13 protein-coding genes are annotated in these 17,451 nt (G+C 68.3%); 8 read left to right on the top strand and 5 right to left on the bottom strand.

Annotation, left to right across the window (positions count from 1 at the left end; all coding sequences use genetic code 11):
• Positions 1–166 precede the first annotated feature (166 nt).
• Positions 167–1,441 (top strand): TadE/TadG family type IV pilus assembly protein, encoded by a 1,275-nt coding sequence (locus tag ACX9GQ_RS24065; RefSeq protein WP_459632155.1) that lies wholly within the window; start codon positions 167–169, stop codon positions 1,439–1,441.
• Between the two features lie 19 nt (positions 1,442–1,460).
• On the opposite strand, the gene ACX9GQ_RS24060 is transcribed toward ACX9GQ_RS24065, so the two are convergent.
• Complete coding sequence (locus ACX9GQ_RS24060) at positions 1,461–2,135, bottom strand: class I SAM-dependent methyltransferase (RefSeq protein ID WP_459632168.1); 675 nt, start codon at positions 2,133–2,135, stop codon at positions 1,461–1,463.
• A 16-nt stretch (positions 2,136–2,151) separates the two neighbouring features.
• Positions 2,152–2,631 (bottom strand): hypothetical protein, encoded by a 480-nt coding sequence (locus tag ACX9GQ_RS24055; RefSeq protein WP_459632154.1) that lies wholly within the window; start codon positions 2,629–2,631, stop codon positions 2,152–2,154.
• Positions 2,632–3,012: 381 nt separating this feature from the next.
• Between ACX9GQ_RS24055 and ACX9GQ_RS24050 the strand changes: the two genes are divergently transcribed.
• Positions 3,013–4,767, top strand: coding sequence for a VCBS domain-containing protein (locus ACX9GQ_RS24050; RefSeq protein ID WP_459632153.1), 1,755 nt, complete (start codon positions 3,013–3,015; stop codon positions 4,765–4,767).
• A 56-nt stretch (positions 4,768–4,823) separates the two neighbouring features.
• Here the strand turns inward: ACX9GQ_RS24050 and ACX9GQ_RS24045 are convergent, their stop codons facing one another.
• Entirely contained in the window at positions 4,824–6,683 is a 1,860-nt protein-coding gene (locus ACX9GQ_RS24045; RefSeq protein WP_459632152.1) for a methyl-accepting chemotaxis protein, read from the bottom strand.
• Positions 6,684–7,029: 346 nt separating this feature from the next.
• Here ACX9GQ_RS24045 and ACX9GQ_RS24040 point away from each other — a divergent pair, with 346 nt between their 5' ends.
• Positions 7,030–8,193 (top strand): amidohydrolase/deacetylase family metallohydrolase, encoded by a 1,164-nt coding sequence (locus ACX9GQ_RS24040; RefSeq protein ID WP_459632151.1) that lies wholly within the window; start codon positions 7,030–7,032, stop codon positions 8,191–8,193.
• Here ACX9GQ_RS24040 and ACX9GQ_RS24035 read toward each other — a convergent pair.
• Positions 8,181–9,197, bottom strand: coding sequence for a hypothetical protein (locus ACX9GQ_RS24035; RefSeq protein WP_459632150.1), 1,017 nt, complete (start codon positions 9,195–9,197; stop codon positions 8,181–8,183). The genes ACX9GQ_RS24040 and ACX9GQ_RS24035 overlap by 13 nt on opposite strands.
• Position 9,198: 1 nt before the next feature.
• Entirely contained in the window at positions 9,199–10,170 is a 972-nt protein-coding gene (locus tag ACX9GQ_RS24030; protein ID WP_459632149.1) for an extracellular solute-binding protein, read from the bottom strand.
• A gap of 128 nt (positions 10,171–10,298) precedes the next feature.
• Between ACX9GQ_RS24030 and ACX9GQ_RS24025 the strand changes: the two genes are divergently transcribed.
• The 5 genes from ACX9GQ_RS24025 to ACX9GQ_RS24005 all read left to right on the top strand — a co-directional run.
• A complete protein-coding gene (locus ACX9GQ_RS24025; RefSeq protein ID WP_459632148.1) occupies positions 10,299–11,378 on the top strand; it encodes an ABC transporter ATP-binding protein in 1,080 nt (359 codons plus the stop codon).
• Positions 11,375–13,039 carry an ABC transporter permease gene (locus tag ACX9GQ_RS24020; protein ID WP_459632147.1) on the top strand — a complete coding sequence of 555 codons (1,665 nt, stop codon included), beginning with the start codon at positions 11,375–11,377 and terminating at the stop codon, positions 13,037–13,039. The genes ACX9GQ_RS24025 and ACX9GQ_RS24020 overlap by 4 nt, the downstream gene beginning before the upstream one ends.
• Before the next feature lie 71 nt (positions 13,040–13,110).
• Positions 13,111–13,485 carry a hypothetical protein gene (locus tag ACX9GQ_RS24015; RefSeq protein WP_459632146.1) on the top strand — a complete coding sequence of 125 codons (375 nt, stop codon included), beginning with the start codon at positions 13,111–13,113 and terminating at the stop codon, positions 13,483–13,485.
• Positions 13,482–15,323, top strand: coding sequence for a methyl-accepting chemotaxis protein (locus ACX9GQ_RS24010; RefSeq protein ID WP_459632145.1), 1,842 nt, complete (start codon positions 13,482–13,484; stop codon positions 15,321–15,323). Before ACX9GQ_RS24015 ends, ACX9GQ_RS24010 begins: the two co-directional genes overlap by 4 nt.
• A gap of 257 nt (positions 15,324–15,580) precedes the next feature.
• Positions 15,581–17,451: methyl-accepting chemotaxis protein (locus ACX9GQ_RS24005; RefSeq protein WP_459632144.1), on the top strand; the 1,871-nt coding region annotated here is incomplete at its 3' end.

The raw sequence follows: 17,451 nt of genomic DNA, 5'->3' as shown, positions 1-17,451 counted from the left end.
ACACGGCGGCTCGCACGCGGCAATCCCGCGGATGGACGTTCGGCCGTCAGATCGCTGTTGGTGAATGCGACTTAACGTCTGAACGAATTAAGTCGAGTTGCGCCGCTTCAAGTGACCTTAGTGCGCGTTTGTAACGCTGGACGAAACCTGCTGGGGGTTTCCGTCCATGACGCTTCGCCATGTGCTTCTCACCGCGTGCTCGCGCCTGAAAGGGGACGACAAGGGGGCCCTTGCGCCCGCCTTCGCCCTGCTCTCTATCCCCGTCGTCTTCATGGTCGGCATGGGTGCCGACTACGGCAACAAGGCCCGGACGGAAACGCAGGTGCAGGCCGCCGTGGACACGGCGGTCCTCGCCGCCGCGCGCCTCAATGACGCTGACGCCAACCGGGCCGCCATCGCCAAGAGGTACTTCGAGGCACAGCTGTCGACCGAGCAGCTCTCGATGATCCGCCGCAGCGAGTTCTCCATGACGAACGACCTGTCCAAGGTCACGGGCGACGTCGAGCTCGCGGTTCCCGCGCGGTTCGGAGGTCTCCTCGGTGCCACAGCGCTGATGGCCGCGGCCAAGGCCACCGCGGCCATCGCGCGTCCGGACATCCGCCAGCTGGACATCGTGATGTGCATCGACGCCACCGGCTCGATGACGCCGACCCTCAACGCGGTGAAGACCAATGCGCTCAACCTCGAAAGGAACCTCAACGACGAACTCGTGAAGCGCGGCATCCCCGCCTTCGACGCCATGCGTGTGCGGGCGATCTACTACCGGGACTACGGCGGGACGTACCTCTCGGGCGCCAACACGAGCTTCTATTACGCGACGAGCTCGGGCACCGCCTACATCAACCTCCGGTCGTCGAACCCGGACTACTGGAAGTACGTAGGCGACCAGCCGCCGATGAAGTGGTCGTCGTTCTTCAACCTCCCGGCGCAGCGCGCGGACTTCCAGAACTACGTCAATCCCGAGACGGCCTGGGGCGGCGGCGATCTGCCCGAGGCGGGCCTCGAATGTGTCAACGAGGCGATGGATTCGGCCTGGGCAAAGGTGGGTGACGTTCCGGCGGGCAGCACGAAGGCGCTGCAGGCCGTGTACCCGCTCATTGCGGTGTGGACGGACGCGGCGGCGCACAAGCCCAGCTACTCGCTGAGCCTGAAGAACCCGAGCTATCCCGCGGCGACCAAGATGCCGAGGACGTACGATACGCTCCGGGCGAAGTGGGACAACTCCGCCGTCATCGACCAGGCGCGCAAGATGCTGGTCTTCTTCGGCAACCCGGACCTGAACTCGAACGATCGTGACGGCGTCGCCGACGGCTGGAAGCAGGTGAAGCTGTGGCCGGGCTTCATCCAGGGCGGAACCCTCACCGAGGGCAACGCAAACCTCGTCACCAAGCTCGCGGATGCGATCGCGAGCCGTGTCCGCGCCCCGACGCTGACGCAGTGACGCTGCGACCGACGGACCGTCAAGGCCGCCGGTAGACCAGCTCGAGCGTGAAAGGCATCAGGGGATCGCGCTTCGCCATCTTCGGATGCGGCGGCCGGAAGTCGACCGGCCGCCAGTCCCGCCGCAGCACGGGCTCCAGGCCAGCGGCGGTCGCGGCCGCATCGAAATGCTCGATGCGGTGCGGGTAGGTCGGCATCGTGACGAGAGCGGCCCCGTCGCGAAAATGGGCCCCCACGCCCGCACCGGCGAGTTCGGGATGAATCTCGACAATGACGAGACGTCCGCCGGGACGCAGGACCCGCGCGGCCTCGGCGACCACCGGTCGAAGATCCTCGACATGCTCCAGCACGAGGCTGAACAGCGCGAGGTCGGCGGCACCGTCTGCGAAGGGAAGGGCGGTCGTGGCGTCCGCGGCAACAAGCAGGAGGCCGGCGTGCCGCGAACGGGCCGCGGCCAGCATCCCCTGCGACAGGTCGCAGCCCGCCACGAAGGCGGCGCCGGCGGCGACGAAGGCCGCGAGGTTGCGCCCGGTCCCGCACCCCACCTCGAGGACGCGAAGGCTCCCGGCATCCGCCGCGAGCGGTGCGATGATCTGGGTCGCGGCGTGGACCATCGGGTTGTCGGTCGCGTCGTAGGTCCGGGACCAACGGTCGTAGGCCTCCTGCACGCCGGCAGAGCGGTCGTGGTCCTGCACCGGCAAGGCGCTCCTCCTACTCGAGATTGAGCGACACCTGCCCACCGACGCTGAGCTTCAGCTGGTTCTCCAGCTGCGCGATGGCGCGGTCGTTGCTCTTCTGCGCGCGCTTCACCACTTCGCGCAACTCGCGGATCTCCCGCGCCTGCACGTCGACGTCGCCCTTGTAGACGCCGGGGCAGCCGAGCTTCACCCGCTGCGCGGCGAGGCGACGCCTCTCCTCGAGGTTTGCCGGCGTCTGGATCAGCAGGACGCGGCGTCGCACGAGGAGGTCGTAGGCGCTCTGGATCGGCGTCGGCCGGCGCAGGACGAGCCGCAGGAGTTCCAGCTCCTGAGCGCTGTCGGCGACGTCGGCGGCGATCGCGTTCTCGCGGCTGGCAAGCGAATCACACGACGCAGCCTTCAACTGCGCCGCCGCGGGCGTCGCGAGCATGAGGACGATGACCGTCGCCAGAGCCGCTCCGCGGGCTCCGGACGTCGCGGCACGGTGCGACAACGAAGCCGCACCACGGCCGAACAGGGGGCGCGGGGGCTGCGGTGAAGAGGGCATTGTCAGACCAAGGGGCAATCGGCTCCTCCGGGGGGTGCAACCGGAGCACCCCTGCGACCATCGCCGGATCGCGTGGAAAATCAAGGACGGCGGCCGGATCCGGGGCGGCTCCTGTCGTGCGGGGTGCGGTCTCGCGAGGAGAACCTTCCGCTCGAACGCGACAGGCCACCCGCTGTCATCAGACCTTGGTCCAACGTTACGGACTACGGCCCCGTCCATTATCGGACGTTGACCACAGGTTGATATGAAGGTTCAAGTCGAACCGAGGCGTGTAGAGTTCGATTCACTGGCGGTCCTATGGCCAAGCGCACGACGACCAAGAGTAACGTGAACACCGTTAACGGTGACGGTGTACAACTTATACTTAACGGCGGTTCGCTCGACGACGTCATCCAGGGCTTCGGCGTCTCGGCACGGCGTGACGAGAACGTGGCCGAGTGGCTCTACGGGAACGCCGGAAACGACACGCTGCGAGGCGGCGGCGGGGCCGACACCCTGAACGGCGGAGCAGGCAACGACTTTCTCGACGGCGGCACCGGCAACGACCTCGCCGTGTTCAGCGAGACGATCGACCAGGTCAAGTTCTCCTTCTCGAGCGGCAACCTCGTGGTTACGAGCGCTAGCGGCGTCGATACGCTGCGCAACGTGGAGACCGTCTCGTTCGCCGGGCAGACCTTCTCGACCCGCGGGGTGGTTGCGCGCGACGACGCGGCCAAGGGCAGCGAACAGAGCCTCGTCATCAACCTGCTCGGTAACGATGCCACGCTGGCGTCCTCGACGACGGTGTCTCTTCTCAACAAGGCCGGGACGGTTGCCGCAATCGGCGACGTGATCGCCACGATAGACGGCATTGCGCCAGGATCGAGCGTGAACATCGTCTATCTCGGCAACGGACTGGCGGGCATCGACCCCAACAGCTCCGCCTTCGACGGTCTCGCAGGCGGTGCGACGCTGCTCCGCTCCTTCACCTACACCGCCCAGAACTCGGCGGGATTCACCGACACGGGCCTTGCGAGCCTGACAATCGAGGGCGTGAACGACGCTGCCATCCTGTCGTCCGCGAACGTCCGTGCCGACGAGACGGACGCGCCGCTGACGCTGACGGGCGACCTCACCATCACGGACATCGACGGGATTGCGGCCTTCCAGGTGCAGAACGGGACGCAGGGGCAGATCGGCACCTTCTCCGTGGATGCGAACGGCCTCTGGACGTTCGAGGCGAACTCGGCGTTCGATGAACTCCAGCCTGGCCAGTCCGTGAGCGAGAGCTTCGACGTGTTCGCCCTGGACGGCACGCGGACCACGGTGACGGTCACGATCGACGGAACCGCCGAAGCCGTCCCGCCGCCTGAGCCGCCGCCGCCTGAGCCCCCGCCGCCTGAGCCCCCGCCGCCGTCCGGCACGCCGCTCGGGCTTTCGGCCTTCACGGGAGCGTCCTTCAGCGCCATCGACTACGCTGACGGGTCCTACGGTGTCTCCTACAGCGGCGGCACGTTCTGGTCGGACACCTTCCAGGACGTCGGGGCGACGCTTGTCGCCGGGCCGGGCCTCTCGGTCGACCAGAGCTACGCCCACGTCGACATGGCCGCATCCGGCTACAACTACTCGTTCGACTACAACTACCATTCCAACACGACGTCGGTCGGGCAGGTCGAGGTGAAGCTCGCCGGCTACGACGCTGGCGGCGTGGTCACCGGAGCATCGGTCACCGTCGACAATCTCGCCGCGAAGCTCGCCTTCTCGAGCACGGTGGGATCGGCGCTCTACGGAACGATCGACGTCTATGCGTTCGCCGGCAACGGAATCGTCGAGCTCGGCGACTACGGGCAGGGCGTTCTCGTCGGCACCATCGACAATATCGCCGCCGGAACGGGCAGCTACACGGCCGACCTCGACGCCGCGATGCTCGATGCGATCATGGACGCGGCAGCATTGTCGGACGGCACGCTGTCGCTCGTCTTCCGCGCGGTCATGGACGACTTCACCTACGACAACCCCTATGGCCGCACCGAGAACAGCAGCCAGGACTTCCTGGTCGACTTCCAGGTCTCGGACGTATCGGTGGACCTGATCGTCGCCTGAACGAAAAAAGGGAGGGCCGGTGCCCTCCCTTCGTGATCGTCGCGAGCGATTGCGGCCTAGAACTCGTCCCAGCGCCCGGCAGAGCCGCCGCCGACGGCCTTCTTCACCGGCGCGCGCGAGCCGCCGGCCGCAACCTTCGACTTGGCTCCCATCGGCTTCTTGAACGCGGACTGCGCGAGTTCCCGCAGGCGCGACGGCGTGGCCGGCTGCAGCGTCAGCGCCGGTGCCTGGTCGCGATGGCCGGTGTCGAACTGGTTGACCATGCGCGACAGCGCGTCGATCTGCTGGGAGAGCGCGAGGGCGGAGGCCGAGCTCTGCTCGGCCAGCGCCGCGTTCTGCTGGGTCATCTCGTCCATGTGAGCGACGGCCTGGCTCATCTCGTCGATGCCGTTGGCCTGCTCGGCGGCTGCGGCGGAGATCTCGTTGACCGTCGCGGCGACCTTCGTCGACGCGTCGACGATGCGCACCAGCGTCGTGCCGGCGTCCCGCACCAGCTTGACGCCCTGGCCGATCTCGACGGTGGAGGACGAGATCAGCCCGCCGATGTCCTTGGCCGCCTCGGACGAGCGCTGCGCCAGCGTACGCACCTCCGCTGCGACGACGGCGAAGCCCTTGCCGGCATCGCCGGCGCGTGCCGCCTCGACCGCCGCATTGAGCGCGAGCAGGTTCGTTTGGAAGGCGATCTCCTCGATGACCGAGGTGATCTCTGTGATCTTGGTCGAGGCCTGCTCGATCCTGGTCATGGCGTCGACCGCGTTGCCGACGATCTTGCCGCCTTCCTCGGCCACCGACCGTGCCTCCTCGGCGAAGGCGACGGCCTGACGGGAGGCCTGGGCGCTTGTTTTGACCGACGCCGCCAGCTGCTCGGTGGTCGCCGCCGTCTCCTCGAGGGCGGAGGCCTGCTGCTCGGTGCGCGACGCGAGGTTCTGGCTGCCCTCGGTGATCTCGCTCGAGGCCGTCTGCGTCTCCTGCGAGGCGTCGCGGACGGCGGTGACGATGTCGACGAGGGTCCCGATGAGCTCGTTGACGCCCTGGCTCAGCACCTTGACGTCTTCGCTGGCATTCTCGTCCGCCACGACGCGCTTCGTCAGGTCCTTCGCCTTGGCGGCGTCGACGACGTTCGTGATCTGGCGCACCACCTCCTCGATGCGGACCTTGCGGACCTGCTCGGTGATGTCGGTGGCGAACTTCACGACCTTGTAGGGCTGGCCCTCGGGATTGAGAATCGGGTTGTAGCTGGCCTGGATCCAGACCTCGCGGCCGCCCTTGCCGAGGCGCCGGTACTGCCGGGCGTCGTATTCGCCGCGGCGCAGCTTGTCCCAGAACGCGCGGTATTCCGGCGTGCCCCGCTCGGCGGGATCCACGAACATGCTGTGGTGCTGGCCCTTCACCTCCGTCAGCGTGTAGCCGAGGGTGCGCAGGAAGTTCTCGTTGGCATCGAGGATGGTGCCATCGAGGTTGAAACTGATGACGGCCTGGGACTTGTTGATCGCCTCGATCTGCCCGTTGAGGTCGGCCAGCACCATCTTCTGCGCCGTGATGTCGGTCGCGAACTTCACGACCTTGTAGGGCCGGCCCTTCGAGTCGAAGACCGGGTTGTAGCTGGCCTGAAGCCACACGCCGTCGCCGTTCTTGCGGATCCGGCGGTACTGCGCCACCTCGAACTCGCCGCGGCGCAGCTTGTCCCAGAACTGGCGGTACTCGGTGCTCTGGGCAAACTGCGGATCGACGAAGAGGCTGTGGTGCTTGCCGCGGATCTCCTCCAGCGCGTACCCCATCGTCGCCAGGAAATTGGCATTGGCCGTGAGGATGGTGCCGTCCATCCCGAATTCGATCACGGCCTGGGACTTGTCGATGGCCGCGGCCAGCCCCTTGGCGTCGACGGATCCCGAACCCGATCCACCAAATCCGAACATCTGCGTGCTCCCCTGACACTCCCGGATCACAGGTCCGGTAAGTGAAATTGCACGCTATTTGCTCCGCCACATGTTGATGAAACCTATCCGGGACTCATTGGACGGGCGTCTTCTGTGTAATTTGTTTCGAAATAGCCCGACGACTTGACGTTTGTTGTGTCAAGTGATGACGACAGTCCTAGGGCGACGTTGCGTTTGGCAGAGGCCATCTTGGCGTCTGCGGAACCCCCGATCCCGGCTTGCGGAGCAGGGCAAGGATGCACCCGCCGTGCTGGACGCTCGACGCCCAAGCCGTCAGTCTCCGGCGTGGGCTGCGCGACCGACGCAGCGGGCTGGGGGGAGCGCCGTGGACTACGATCTCGTCATTCGCAACGGCCGCGTCATCGATCCGTCGCAAAATCTCGATGGGCCGTCCGACGTCGCTTTCCGCGGCGGCAAGGTCGCGGCCGTCGGGAGGGGGCTGCCGGTCGGGCCCGGCACGCAGGTCGTCGAGGCTGCGGGCCGGATCGTCTGCCCCGGCCTGATCGACCTCCACACCCATGTCTACTGGGGCGGCACGTCGCTCGGCGTGGACGCGGACGACTATGGCCGCATGTCGGGTGTCACGACGAGCGTCGACACCGGCAGCGCGGGTCCGGGCAACTGGCCCGGTTTCCGCAAGCACGTCATCGAGCGGTCGCAGGCTCGCATCCTCGCCTATCTCCACGTGTCGTTCGCGGGCATCTTCGGCTTTTCCTCCACGGTGAGGGTGGGCGAGAGCGAGGACACGCGGCTGATGGCGCCGGCGGAGGCTGCCGCCGTGGCCGATGCCAACCGCGACCTCGTCGTCGGCATCAAGGTGCGGGTCGGGCGCAACTCCTCCGGCGACCAGGGGATCGGCCCGGTGGACATCGCGCTCCAGACGGCGGGCGAGGTGGGCCTGCCGCTGATGGTCCACATCGATCACCCCCCTCCCTCCTACGAGGAGGTGCTCGACCGCCTGCGCCCCGGCGACATCCTCACCCACGCGTTCCGGCCCTTCCCGAACACGCCCTGCACGGCCCAGGGCACCGTGAAGCGCGCAGTGCTGGAGGCGCGCGAGCGCGGCGTCATCTTCGACATCGGCCACGGCATGGGATCGCTCGCCTTCCGCACGGCTCGCGTCATGCTGGCGAACGGCTTCCCGCCGGACACGATCTCCTCCGACGTCCACCAGTTGTGCATCGACGGGCCCGCCTTCGACCTTGCGACCACGATGTCGAAGTTCCTGTGCATGGGCATGAGCCTGCCTGCCGTCATCGAGAGCGTCACGGCGACGCCGGCGCAGGCCCTGCGGCGCACCGACCTCGGCACGTTCCGCACCGGCGCGGCAGGAGATGCCACGATCCTGAGCCTGCGGGAGGGGAATTTCCGTTACGTCGACGCCACCGGCGAGACGATGGACGGCGACCGCCGCTTCGTGTCGGAAGCCGTCGTGCTCGGCGGCAGGCTCTGGCACGAGGCCGCCGGCGCCTACCCCTATCCGGCCTGAGCGGGGTCGCGCAGGTCGACGCCGACGTAGGTCCGGTCGTCGGCCAGGGCCTCGTCCGTCGACCCCTTGGGAGAGAGGTGGAGGCGGATCTTCTCCCGGTCCTCGCGCTCCACTGCCTCGAAGGCGGCCTCCCAGGCCGGGACGCCGAAACCGTCGCCGGGCCGGAAGTAGCCGTCGCTGAACAGTTCGATGGTCTGGACCGCGGCGCGGCTGAACGTCTTGACCCTTACCAGCGACATCGGCACGTCGAACCCGTCGAGGCACGAGTACCCGAGGACGGAGGTCGCGTCGTTCTGGTAGCCGCCCTGAGCATGGACGATGCCGCCCTGCACCAGCCGGGCGATGTCGGCTTCCGGCACGTGCGGCAGCCGGGCCCGGTTCGCCGCCATCGCCGCCGCCTCGATGGCGGAGAGCGCGGCGTCGTCCAGCCAGGGTCGGACCCGCGCCGGATCGAGCCTTGATCCGTTGAAGGCGATCAGCCGGGACAGCCGCTCCCGGTCCAGCGGGTCGGCGGTCGCGGCACTGATCGGCCCCCAGGCCTGCTGCCGCAGCACGGATGTGATGACGTCGAGGTCCTTCTCCTCCTGCAGGATGTCGCGGCCGTTGAGGCGCACGCCGCTGTCGCCGACGAGGACGACCTTCACCGTGTCGCCCGCCGTCGCCACGTAGGCGAGGGTGGCCGAGAACCGGTGGTTCGGGTCGCGCCGCGCCAGCTCGAGAGTCCCGTGGCGCCGGTACGCGTCGGCGATGGCCCGCGTCGCACCCTCGACGATGAAGGCCTCGTCATCGATGACGGCATCGGCACTTGTGAGCAGTCGTTCAAGTGCCGCCTGAACGGTCACGGCGGCGTACTGGCCCGACAGCATCCCATCGTAGCGCGTGCCGAGCCGGTCGGTGGCGCCGTCGATCACCGCATAGGCCCGGCCCGGAAGGAGGACGAAACGGTCCTCGTTCGCGTGCCGGGCCCTGGGGTCCTTGCCAAGCGAGAAGGCCTCGATGCGCACCTCAGCGGTCCGCCAGCGCCTTCTTCCACTGCGCGATCCAGGCGTTGCGGTTCTGCGCGACGGTCTTGAGGTCGTAGTTCACGAACTTGATCTCGCCGATCGGCTTGAGGCCGGTGGCGGGTACGTCGCTGCGCACCGAGCGGCGGCCGATCTTCTCGACGAGCAGCTCCTGCACGGGCTTCGACAGCAGCCAGTCGAGGAAGACCTTGCCGTTGTCCGGGTTCGGGCCGCCCTTCACCAGGGCGATGCCGTCGGCCACCGTCGAGGTTCCGTCCTCCGGATAGACGATCGCGACGTTGCCGCCGTTGCGGACGTATTCGAGCGCGTTGTCCTCCAGCGTGATGCCGACCAGGGCCTCGCCGTCGTTGACGAAGCGGACCACCGCTCCCGAGCTGTCGGAGAGCGCGAAGTTGCCGAGGATGCCCTTGTAGACATCCCAGCCCTTGTCGCCGTAGCCGATGAGGACGGTCCCGAGTTGCTGGAAGGCAGAGCCGGACGTGTCGGCGCGGGCCGACGAGACCTTGCCCTTCCACTTGGCGTCGGCGAGGTCCTTCCACGTCTTGGGATAGTCCGCCGGCTTCAACTGCTTCGTGTTGACCGCGAAGACGGCCATGATGCCCGTGTAGGGCAGCCACTCGGCGCTCGCCTTGTAGGCGGGCAGCAGGGCAGCGCTCTCCTTCGGCGTGTAGGCCGCGAGCAGGTCCTTGTTGTCCTCCAGCGATTCGGCACCGATGCTCCAGATGACGTCGGCCTTGGGGGAGCCGGCCTCCGCGCGCACGCGCTTGATGATGTCGCCGGACCCGGCCTTCACCAGGTCGATCTTGATCCCCGTCTCCTTCTCGAAGCGCGGCTGCAGCAGCTCCACGATGGTCGTGTTGTGGGCCGTGTAGACGGAGACTCGCTTCTCCTGCGCAACGGCGGAGGTGACCAGCGCCGCGGCGAGCACGGTGGCGGTGGCGATGGGTCGGAGCATGGGACGCTTCCTCTGTTTCTTGCTGTACCGCCGCGGAGCATCGGGCATTGTCACAAAGGTTGTAAAGCTGTCATCTGTGGCGGGGAGCACGCCTGCGCTGGCCGCGGGCCCGGGGAGGGGTTGTCGGGTTGTCGAGACTGGAAATCAGGCGCGTCGAGAAGAGCTTCGGCGCGGTGAAGGTGTTGCAGGGCATCGACCTGTCGATCGCGTCGGGAGAGTTCTTCACCCTGCTGGGCCCGTCGGGCTGCGGAAAGACCACGCTGCTTCGGATCATCGCCGGCTTTCAGCCGCAGGACCGCGGCGAGATCGAACTCGACGGCGACCGGCTCGACATCCGCCCCGCCCACGAGCGCGACATCGGGATGGTGTTCCAGGACTATGCGCTCTTTCCTCACCTGACCGTCGCCGACAACGTCGCGTTCGGCCTCAGGGCCCGCCGTCTGCCCAAGGCCACCATCGCCGAGCGGGTCGCCGAGTCCCTCGCGACGGTTCGTCTCGAAGGCTACGACGCGCGCTATCCCGCGGAACTCTCCGGCGGCCAGCAGCAGCGCGTGGGCCTCGCGCGGGCGATGGCCATCCGGCCCAAGCTGCTCCTCATGGACGAGCCGCTGTCGAATCTCGACGCCAAGTTGCGCCTCGAGCTGCGCGAGGACATTCGCGACATGCAGCGGCGTCTCGGCATCACCACCGTCTATGTCACGCACGACCAGGAGGAGGCGCTCGCCATCTCCGACCGCATCTGCGTGATGAGCGGCGGACGGAGCGAGCAGGTGAGTTCGCCGGTCGAGATCTACCGGACCCCTCGCCGCCGCTTCGCTGCCTCCTTCGTCGGCACCATGAACTTCCTTCCGCTGCGCGCGGTGGAGGGCCGCCTGCACGTCGGCCCGACGCCGCTGCCGCTCGCCAACGCCGCGCGGCCGCCCGTGGAGATCGCGATCCGTCCCGAGAACGTCCGGCTCTGCACGCTCGTGGACCCTGCCGACGACGGGATCGCGCTGCAAGGCACGGTGCGCAAGGTGACGTTCCTCGGCCGCGAGGCGCAGTACACCGTGGACACGCCGGCCGGCGCGATGGTGGCCCAGGTTGCCGAGCCTGACAGCGCGACGCTGGCGGCCGAGGGGCGCGAGATCAGGGTCGTGCTGCCCTATGGCCGCATCATCGCCTTCGACGCGCAGGGCGACCTTTGCCCGATGGAGCCCGCCCCGTGAGATCCGGCACGATGGTGCGCCGGCGCTTCGACGTCTGGTTCCTCGTCCTCGTCCTCGCCTGGGCGATCGTCGGCGTCCTGCTCGTCTGGCCGCTGGCGTCCGTGATCGCCGCGAGCGCGCGCGACAACGAGACGGGCGCGTGGTCGCTCGTCAACTATGTCGACCTCGTCACCACCCGGTCCTACCGCAGGGCCCTCGTCAACACGCTGATCGCCGGCTTCGGCGGGATGACCGGGGCGCTGATCCTCGGCGTGTCGCTGGCCTTCCTCACCACCCGCTTCCGCATCCGCGGCAAGATGGTCATCCAGACGCTGGCCATCGTCGCGCTGGTTTCGCCGCCCTTCATCGGTGCCTACGCCTGGATCGTGCTGTTCGGCGCCAACGGCGTCGTCCGCCAGGCGCTGCTCTCGATCGGCATCGCCATGCCGCCCATCTACGGCGCGATGGGCGTCGTGCTGGTCTTCGCCCTCAAGTTCTTCCCGCACGTCTACCTCATGACGTCGACGGCGCTGGGGTCCGTGAACCGCTCGGTGGAGGAGGCGGCCGAGAGCCTCGGCGTGTCGCCGACCCGCCGCCTGTTCACGGTGACCCTGCCCCTGATCCTGCCGTCGGTTGCCGCCTCCGCGCTCCTCACCTTCGTGCTGTCGATCGCCGACTTCGGCACGCCGCGCCTCATCGGTCGCGACTTCAACGTGCTGGCCACGGAGGCCTTCAACCTCTTCGGCAGCGAGATGGGCGGCAATCCGGGGATGGCCTCGACGCTGTCGATCGCGCTGATCGTCATCTCGATGATCGTGGTGCTGGTGCAACGCCGCCTCGTCGCGCGGGACGTGTTCTCCGGCAACCTGCTGAAGACGCCGTTCGTGCAGGAGGCGAGGGGGGTGCGCGGGATGCTGATGCACGTCGCCGCCTACGCCATCGTTCTGGCGGGCGCGACGCCGTCTATCGTCGCCGTGCTGTTCTCGTTCCGGCGCACCAGCGGCCCGGTGTTCCAGCCGGGATTCGGGCTGCAAAGCTACGAGAAGATCATCGCCACGGTCTCCGCGCCGATCTGGAACACCATCCTGTTCTCCGCCGCGTCGGTGGCGGCCATCGTCGTCGTGGGAACGCTGGTCGGTTACCTGATCACCCGGCGCCCCGGCCCGGCGACCGTCGCGCTCGACGGCATCCTGATGGTGCCCTACATCGTGCCCGGCATCGTCATGGGCATCGCGCTGCTGACGCGCTTCAACGGGCCGCCGCTCGAGATCACGGGCACCGGGCTCATCATCATCCTCGCCGTGTTCATCCGGCGCCTGCCCTACGCCGCGCGTTCCGTCGCCGCCTCGCTGAAGCAGCTCAGCCCCAGCCTCGAGGAGGCTGCGATCAGCCTCGGCTACACGCCGGCCCGCGCCTTCCTGAAGACGACGGTGCCTCTCATCGCGCCGGGCATCCTCGCCGGAGCGCTCATGAGCCTCGTGACGGCGATGAACGAGCTCTCGTCGTCCCTGGTCCTCTATGTCGGCCGCACCATGACGATGCCCGTGCGCATCTATCTCGCCGTTCTCGACGGCGAGTACGGCATCGCTTCCGCACTTTCGACGATCCTGCTGGTCCTGACGGTCGCAGCCGTGGCGGGGGCCTTCGTCCTGTCCGGGCGGAGACAGAGCGCGCTGCTGTAGCGGGTCAACCGAATAGGAAAAATGTAACGTCTGTCCGTTAAGAGCGTGAACTGTAGCGTTACGGTTCTCGCATGCGTTCCGCATCCCCTTCGTCCGATACGGCCTTCTCCGAAGCCTCCACCCGTCGCGGCCCGCTGGCGGGTGCCGTGGCGGCGACTCTCTTGCTGGCTCTCGTCCCGGCGGCTCTCGCCGCCTCGCCGCGGGCCATGCAACCGGTTGCAGTGGTGGGTCTGGCGGACAGCGAGCCGGAGAGGATCGCCGCGATCGGCGAGGCCGGCGGCACCGTGATGCAGGCGCCGGGCCGAAGGGTCACCATCGCCATGCCCGGCGACGAAGGCTTCATCGGTCGCCTGCGGGCGAAGGGCTACTGGATCGTGCTGGACGGCGCGGCGGTCGCCGCGTGCTGGCCAGGGCAGCAGGGCAAGGCAAGGCAGGACATGTCATGACGAGCAGTCTGGAGAAACTTCGCGGCAGCTTCGCCGGCCCCTTCATCGGGCTGCTCTGGCTGGTCGCCATCCTCACGGCTGTGGCGGCCGTGTCGCTCGGGCATCGGATGCCGTGGGTGATCACGGGCTTCGCCGTCGCGGCGGCTCTCGTGCCGACGCTGGCATGGCGGGCCCAGCCGACCGGCGAGGTGACGCGCTGGTCCTCGACCGTCGCGCTGGCCCTGCAGGTGGCGCTTCTCGTCTTCGCCGCCGAGGGAACTCACCTCCAGATCGACATGCACATGGCCTTCTTCGCCGGCCTCGCGGTCGCCGCGGTCTGGTGCTGCCCGATCTCGCTGGTTCTCGCGACGGCCTTCGTGGCCGTTCATCACCTGACGCTCAACTTCCTCTATCCGCTCGCCGTGTTCCCGCAGGGCGCCGACCTGATGCGGGTCGTCCTGCACGCGGTCATCCTTCTCGTCGAGGCCGGCGCCCTCGTCTTCCTCAGCCAGCGCATCGTGTCGGCCTTCGCGGCCGGCGACGCGGCCACGCGCTCCGCCGAGCAGGCGCTCGAGGCGCAGATGGCCGCGGAGATCGAGCAGCAGGCGCTGGGAGCCAAGGTGCGCGATGCGCGCGCCGAGACGGAAGCACGCATCATCGAGACGGTCGGCGCCCTCGTCAGCGCCGCCAAGGCCGGCGATTTCTCCGCCCGCCCGGCCGCGGGCGCCGACCTGGGGCGCCTCGGCGTGCTCGTCGAGGGCCTGAGCGAGGTCAACGCGGCCGTCGACGGTGCCACCGCCGACGTCCTGCGCGTGCTCGGCGGGCTCGCCGAGGGCGACCTGACGCGCCAGATCACGGCGCCTTATCCGGGCCGGTTCGGAGAACTCAAGGAAGCCGTGAACGAGACGGTCGCCCGCCTCGCCGAAACGGTTGCCACTATCCAGGCCACGACCGTCGAGGTCGCTCACTCGGCCCGCGAGATCAACGCCGGCGCCGACGATCTCTCCCGCCGCACCGAGGAGCAGGCCTCCTCGCTGGAGGAGACCGCCGCCACCACGGAGGAACTCGCCGCCTCGGTGAAGGCCTCGGCGCAGTCGTCCCGGCAGGCGGTGGAACTCGCCGAGGAGGCGATGACGGTCGCCGCCGACGGCGGGACGATCGTGACGCAGGCCGTGGATGCCATGACCCGGATCGAGCAGGCGAGCCAGAAGATCACCGACATCACGTCGGTCATCGACGACATCGCCTTCCAGACGAACCTGCTCGCCCTCAACGCCGCCGTCGAGGCCGCCCGCGCCGGCGAGGCCGGCAAGGGCTTCGCGGTGGTCGCCAGCGAGGTGCGCACGCTCGCCCAGCGTTCGTCCGACGCCGCCAAGGACATCACGGCGCTGATCAACACGTCGACGACAGAGGTCGCCCAGGGCGTCAAGCTGGTGCGCTCCGCGGGGGATGCGCTCGGCCGGATCGTCGAGGCCTCGCAGAAGGTGGCGGGGACGGTGAGCGAAATCTCGGCGGCCTCGAGCGAGCAGGCCAACGGCATCGACGAGATGAGCCAGGCCGTCGCCCACATGGACGAGATGACCCAGCAGAACGCGGCGCTCGCCGAGGAAAGCGCGGCTTCCGCGGCGTCGCTCACCAGCCAGATCCAGAAGCTCAACGATCTGGTCACCGCTTTCCGGACGTCGCACGCGACCCTGCGTGCCCCGGCCGTCGCCAGGCGGGAACCCGCGCCGGCGATCAACGAGCCGGACCGGTTGCGCAAGCTCGCCGCGGATGCGTTCAAGGCTCCTGCGCCACGGCCGCGCCCCGCAGCCGCCCGGCCGGCGGCGAAGGTGGCCGGAGGCTGGGAAGAGTTCTGAGACGCTGGCGATCCCGGCGACACCCTGGCGGACGATCAGGAACGGGCGCTCCTTCAGGGGCGCCCGTTTCCGTTCGTGGGTCGGAGAAGGATGCAATCTCAGGTTGTGTTCAGGTTTCAGTCACCGCGCCGCTTAAGCCGGCCTTAGTTCCGCGTGCCTATGAATTATGCAGATGGGGGCGGTCCGGTCGTCCTCTGCATCCACTTGAAAAGGCGCCCGCGGCCGACGCGTGCGCAGTCGTTCCAAAGGTCCCATCCATGCCAGTCCTGCCCCGCCTCACCTCGATCAACGCCAAGATCGCCCTCGCCTTCGGCGTCGCGGGACTTCTCGTGGCGGGCGCAGGGGGCATCGTCTTCGATCGGTCGGCACGGCTGGGCTCTGCGCTCGACGATCTGCGCTCCAGCGCGGCGGTCCTGCGGCAGCACACGCTGGGTGACATGTACCACGACGCCCTGCGGGGAGACGTGTATGCGGCGCTCTACAATGCGGCCCGGTCCTCGGACCAGAAGAACGCAGACCGTGAGGGTACCGCCAAGAACGCGGAGGCCTTCCGCCGCGTCATCGCTTCGATCGAGGCCGAGGCTCGCGATGCCGAGGTGAAGGCTGTCGTGGCCAAGCTCCGCCCGCCGCTCGACGCCTACATCGCCGAGGCGACCCGGCTCGTCGACCTCGCCTACGCGGATCGCGCGGCGGCCGAGCAAGGCCTGACACGCTTCGAGGAGCGTTTCGGCGAACTGGAAAAGGCCATGGACACGGCCGGCGACCGGATCGAGGAAGTGGCGGCGACGGTCGAGCAGGAAGCCCAGGCCGGACGCGAGGCCACGAACCGCCTTCTGGCCGGCCTCGCCGGCCTCATGCTCCTGATCATGGCGGGGGCCTATGCGTGGTTCCGCCGCCAGTTCGTGCAGCCCGTGGCCGACCTCGCGCGCAGCATCCTGCGCATCAAGGACGGCGGAGAGATCGCCATCCCGGGCCGGCAGCGTGGCGACGAGATCGGCGACGTGGCGCGGGCCGTCGAGCACATCAGCAGCCTCGGACGGGACAACCAGCTGACGGTGCACGCAATGAACGCGTCCGACACGCTGCTGATGATCACCGATCCCGAGGAGCGGATCGTCTTCATCAGCGAGAAGCTGTGCAACCTGCTGATGCGCCTCGAACCGGCGTTCCGCGCCTGTCGCCACGACTTCGCGGTCGAGAAGATGACGGGGCAGCACCTCGACTACTACCGCGCCAATCCCGCGCTGTCGCGCAAGCTGATCCACGACGACGGCAAGGTCCGCAAGGTGCGCTACGAGGTCGACGGCCTCGTGCTGCTCGTCGACATGACCTACATCCATGCGGAGGACGGGACCCGGATCGGCCATACGCTGCTCTGGCGTGACGTGACCGCGGACATCTCCGGCCAGACGGAGGTTGCGGCCGTCGTGGACGCCGCCAAGCACGGCGACTTCTCCCGCCGGCTCACCCTGGAGGGCAAGCAGGGCTTCGTGCACGACATCGCGACGGGTCTCAACAGCCTTGCCGGACTGGTGGAGGCCGCCGTTTCGGAGTGCGCGGCCGTCATGCAGGCCGTCTCGTCCGGGGACCTGACGAAGACGGTGGCCACCCGCTTCGAGGGCTCGCTCGGCACGCTCGCCGACAGCATCAACACCACGGTGGAGCGCCTTTCCGAGACGGTGTCGACGATCCAGACGACCGCCGTCGACGTGGCCGGGGCCGCCCGCGAGATCAACGCGGGCGCCGACGACCTGTCCCGCCGCACCGAGGAGCAGGCGTCCTCGCTGGAGCAGACGGCCGCCACCACGGAGGAACTCGCCGCATCGGTGAAGGCCTCCGCGCAGTCCTCGCGGCAGGCCGTCGACCTTGCCGAGGAGGCGATGAAGGTCGCCGAGAACGGCGGCTCGATCGTGACGCAGGCCGTCGAGGCGATGACCCGCATCGAGCAGGCGAGCCAGAAGATCTCCGACATCACGTCGGTCATCGACGACATCGCCTTCCAGACGAACCTTCTTGCCCTCAACGCCGCGGTGGAAGCGGCCCGTGCGGGCGAGGCGGGGAAGGGCTTCGCCGTGGTGGCATCCGAGGTGCGCACGCTGGCGCAGCGCTCGTCCGATGCCGCCAAGGA

The sequence above is a fragment of the Alsobacter sp. R-9 genome (assembly GCF_054612375.1).
This window is presented reverse-complemented; position numbering and strand designations above follow the sequence as displayed.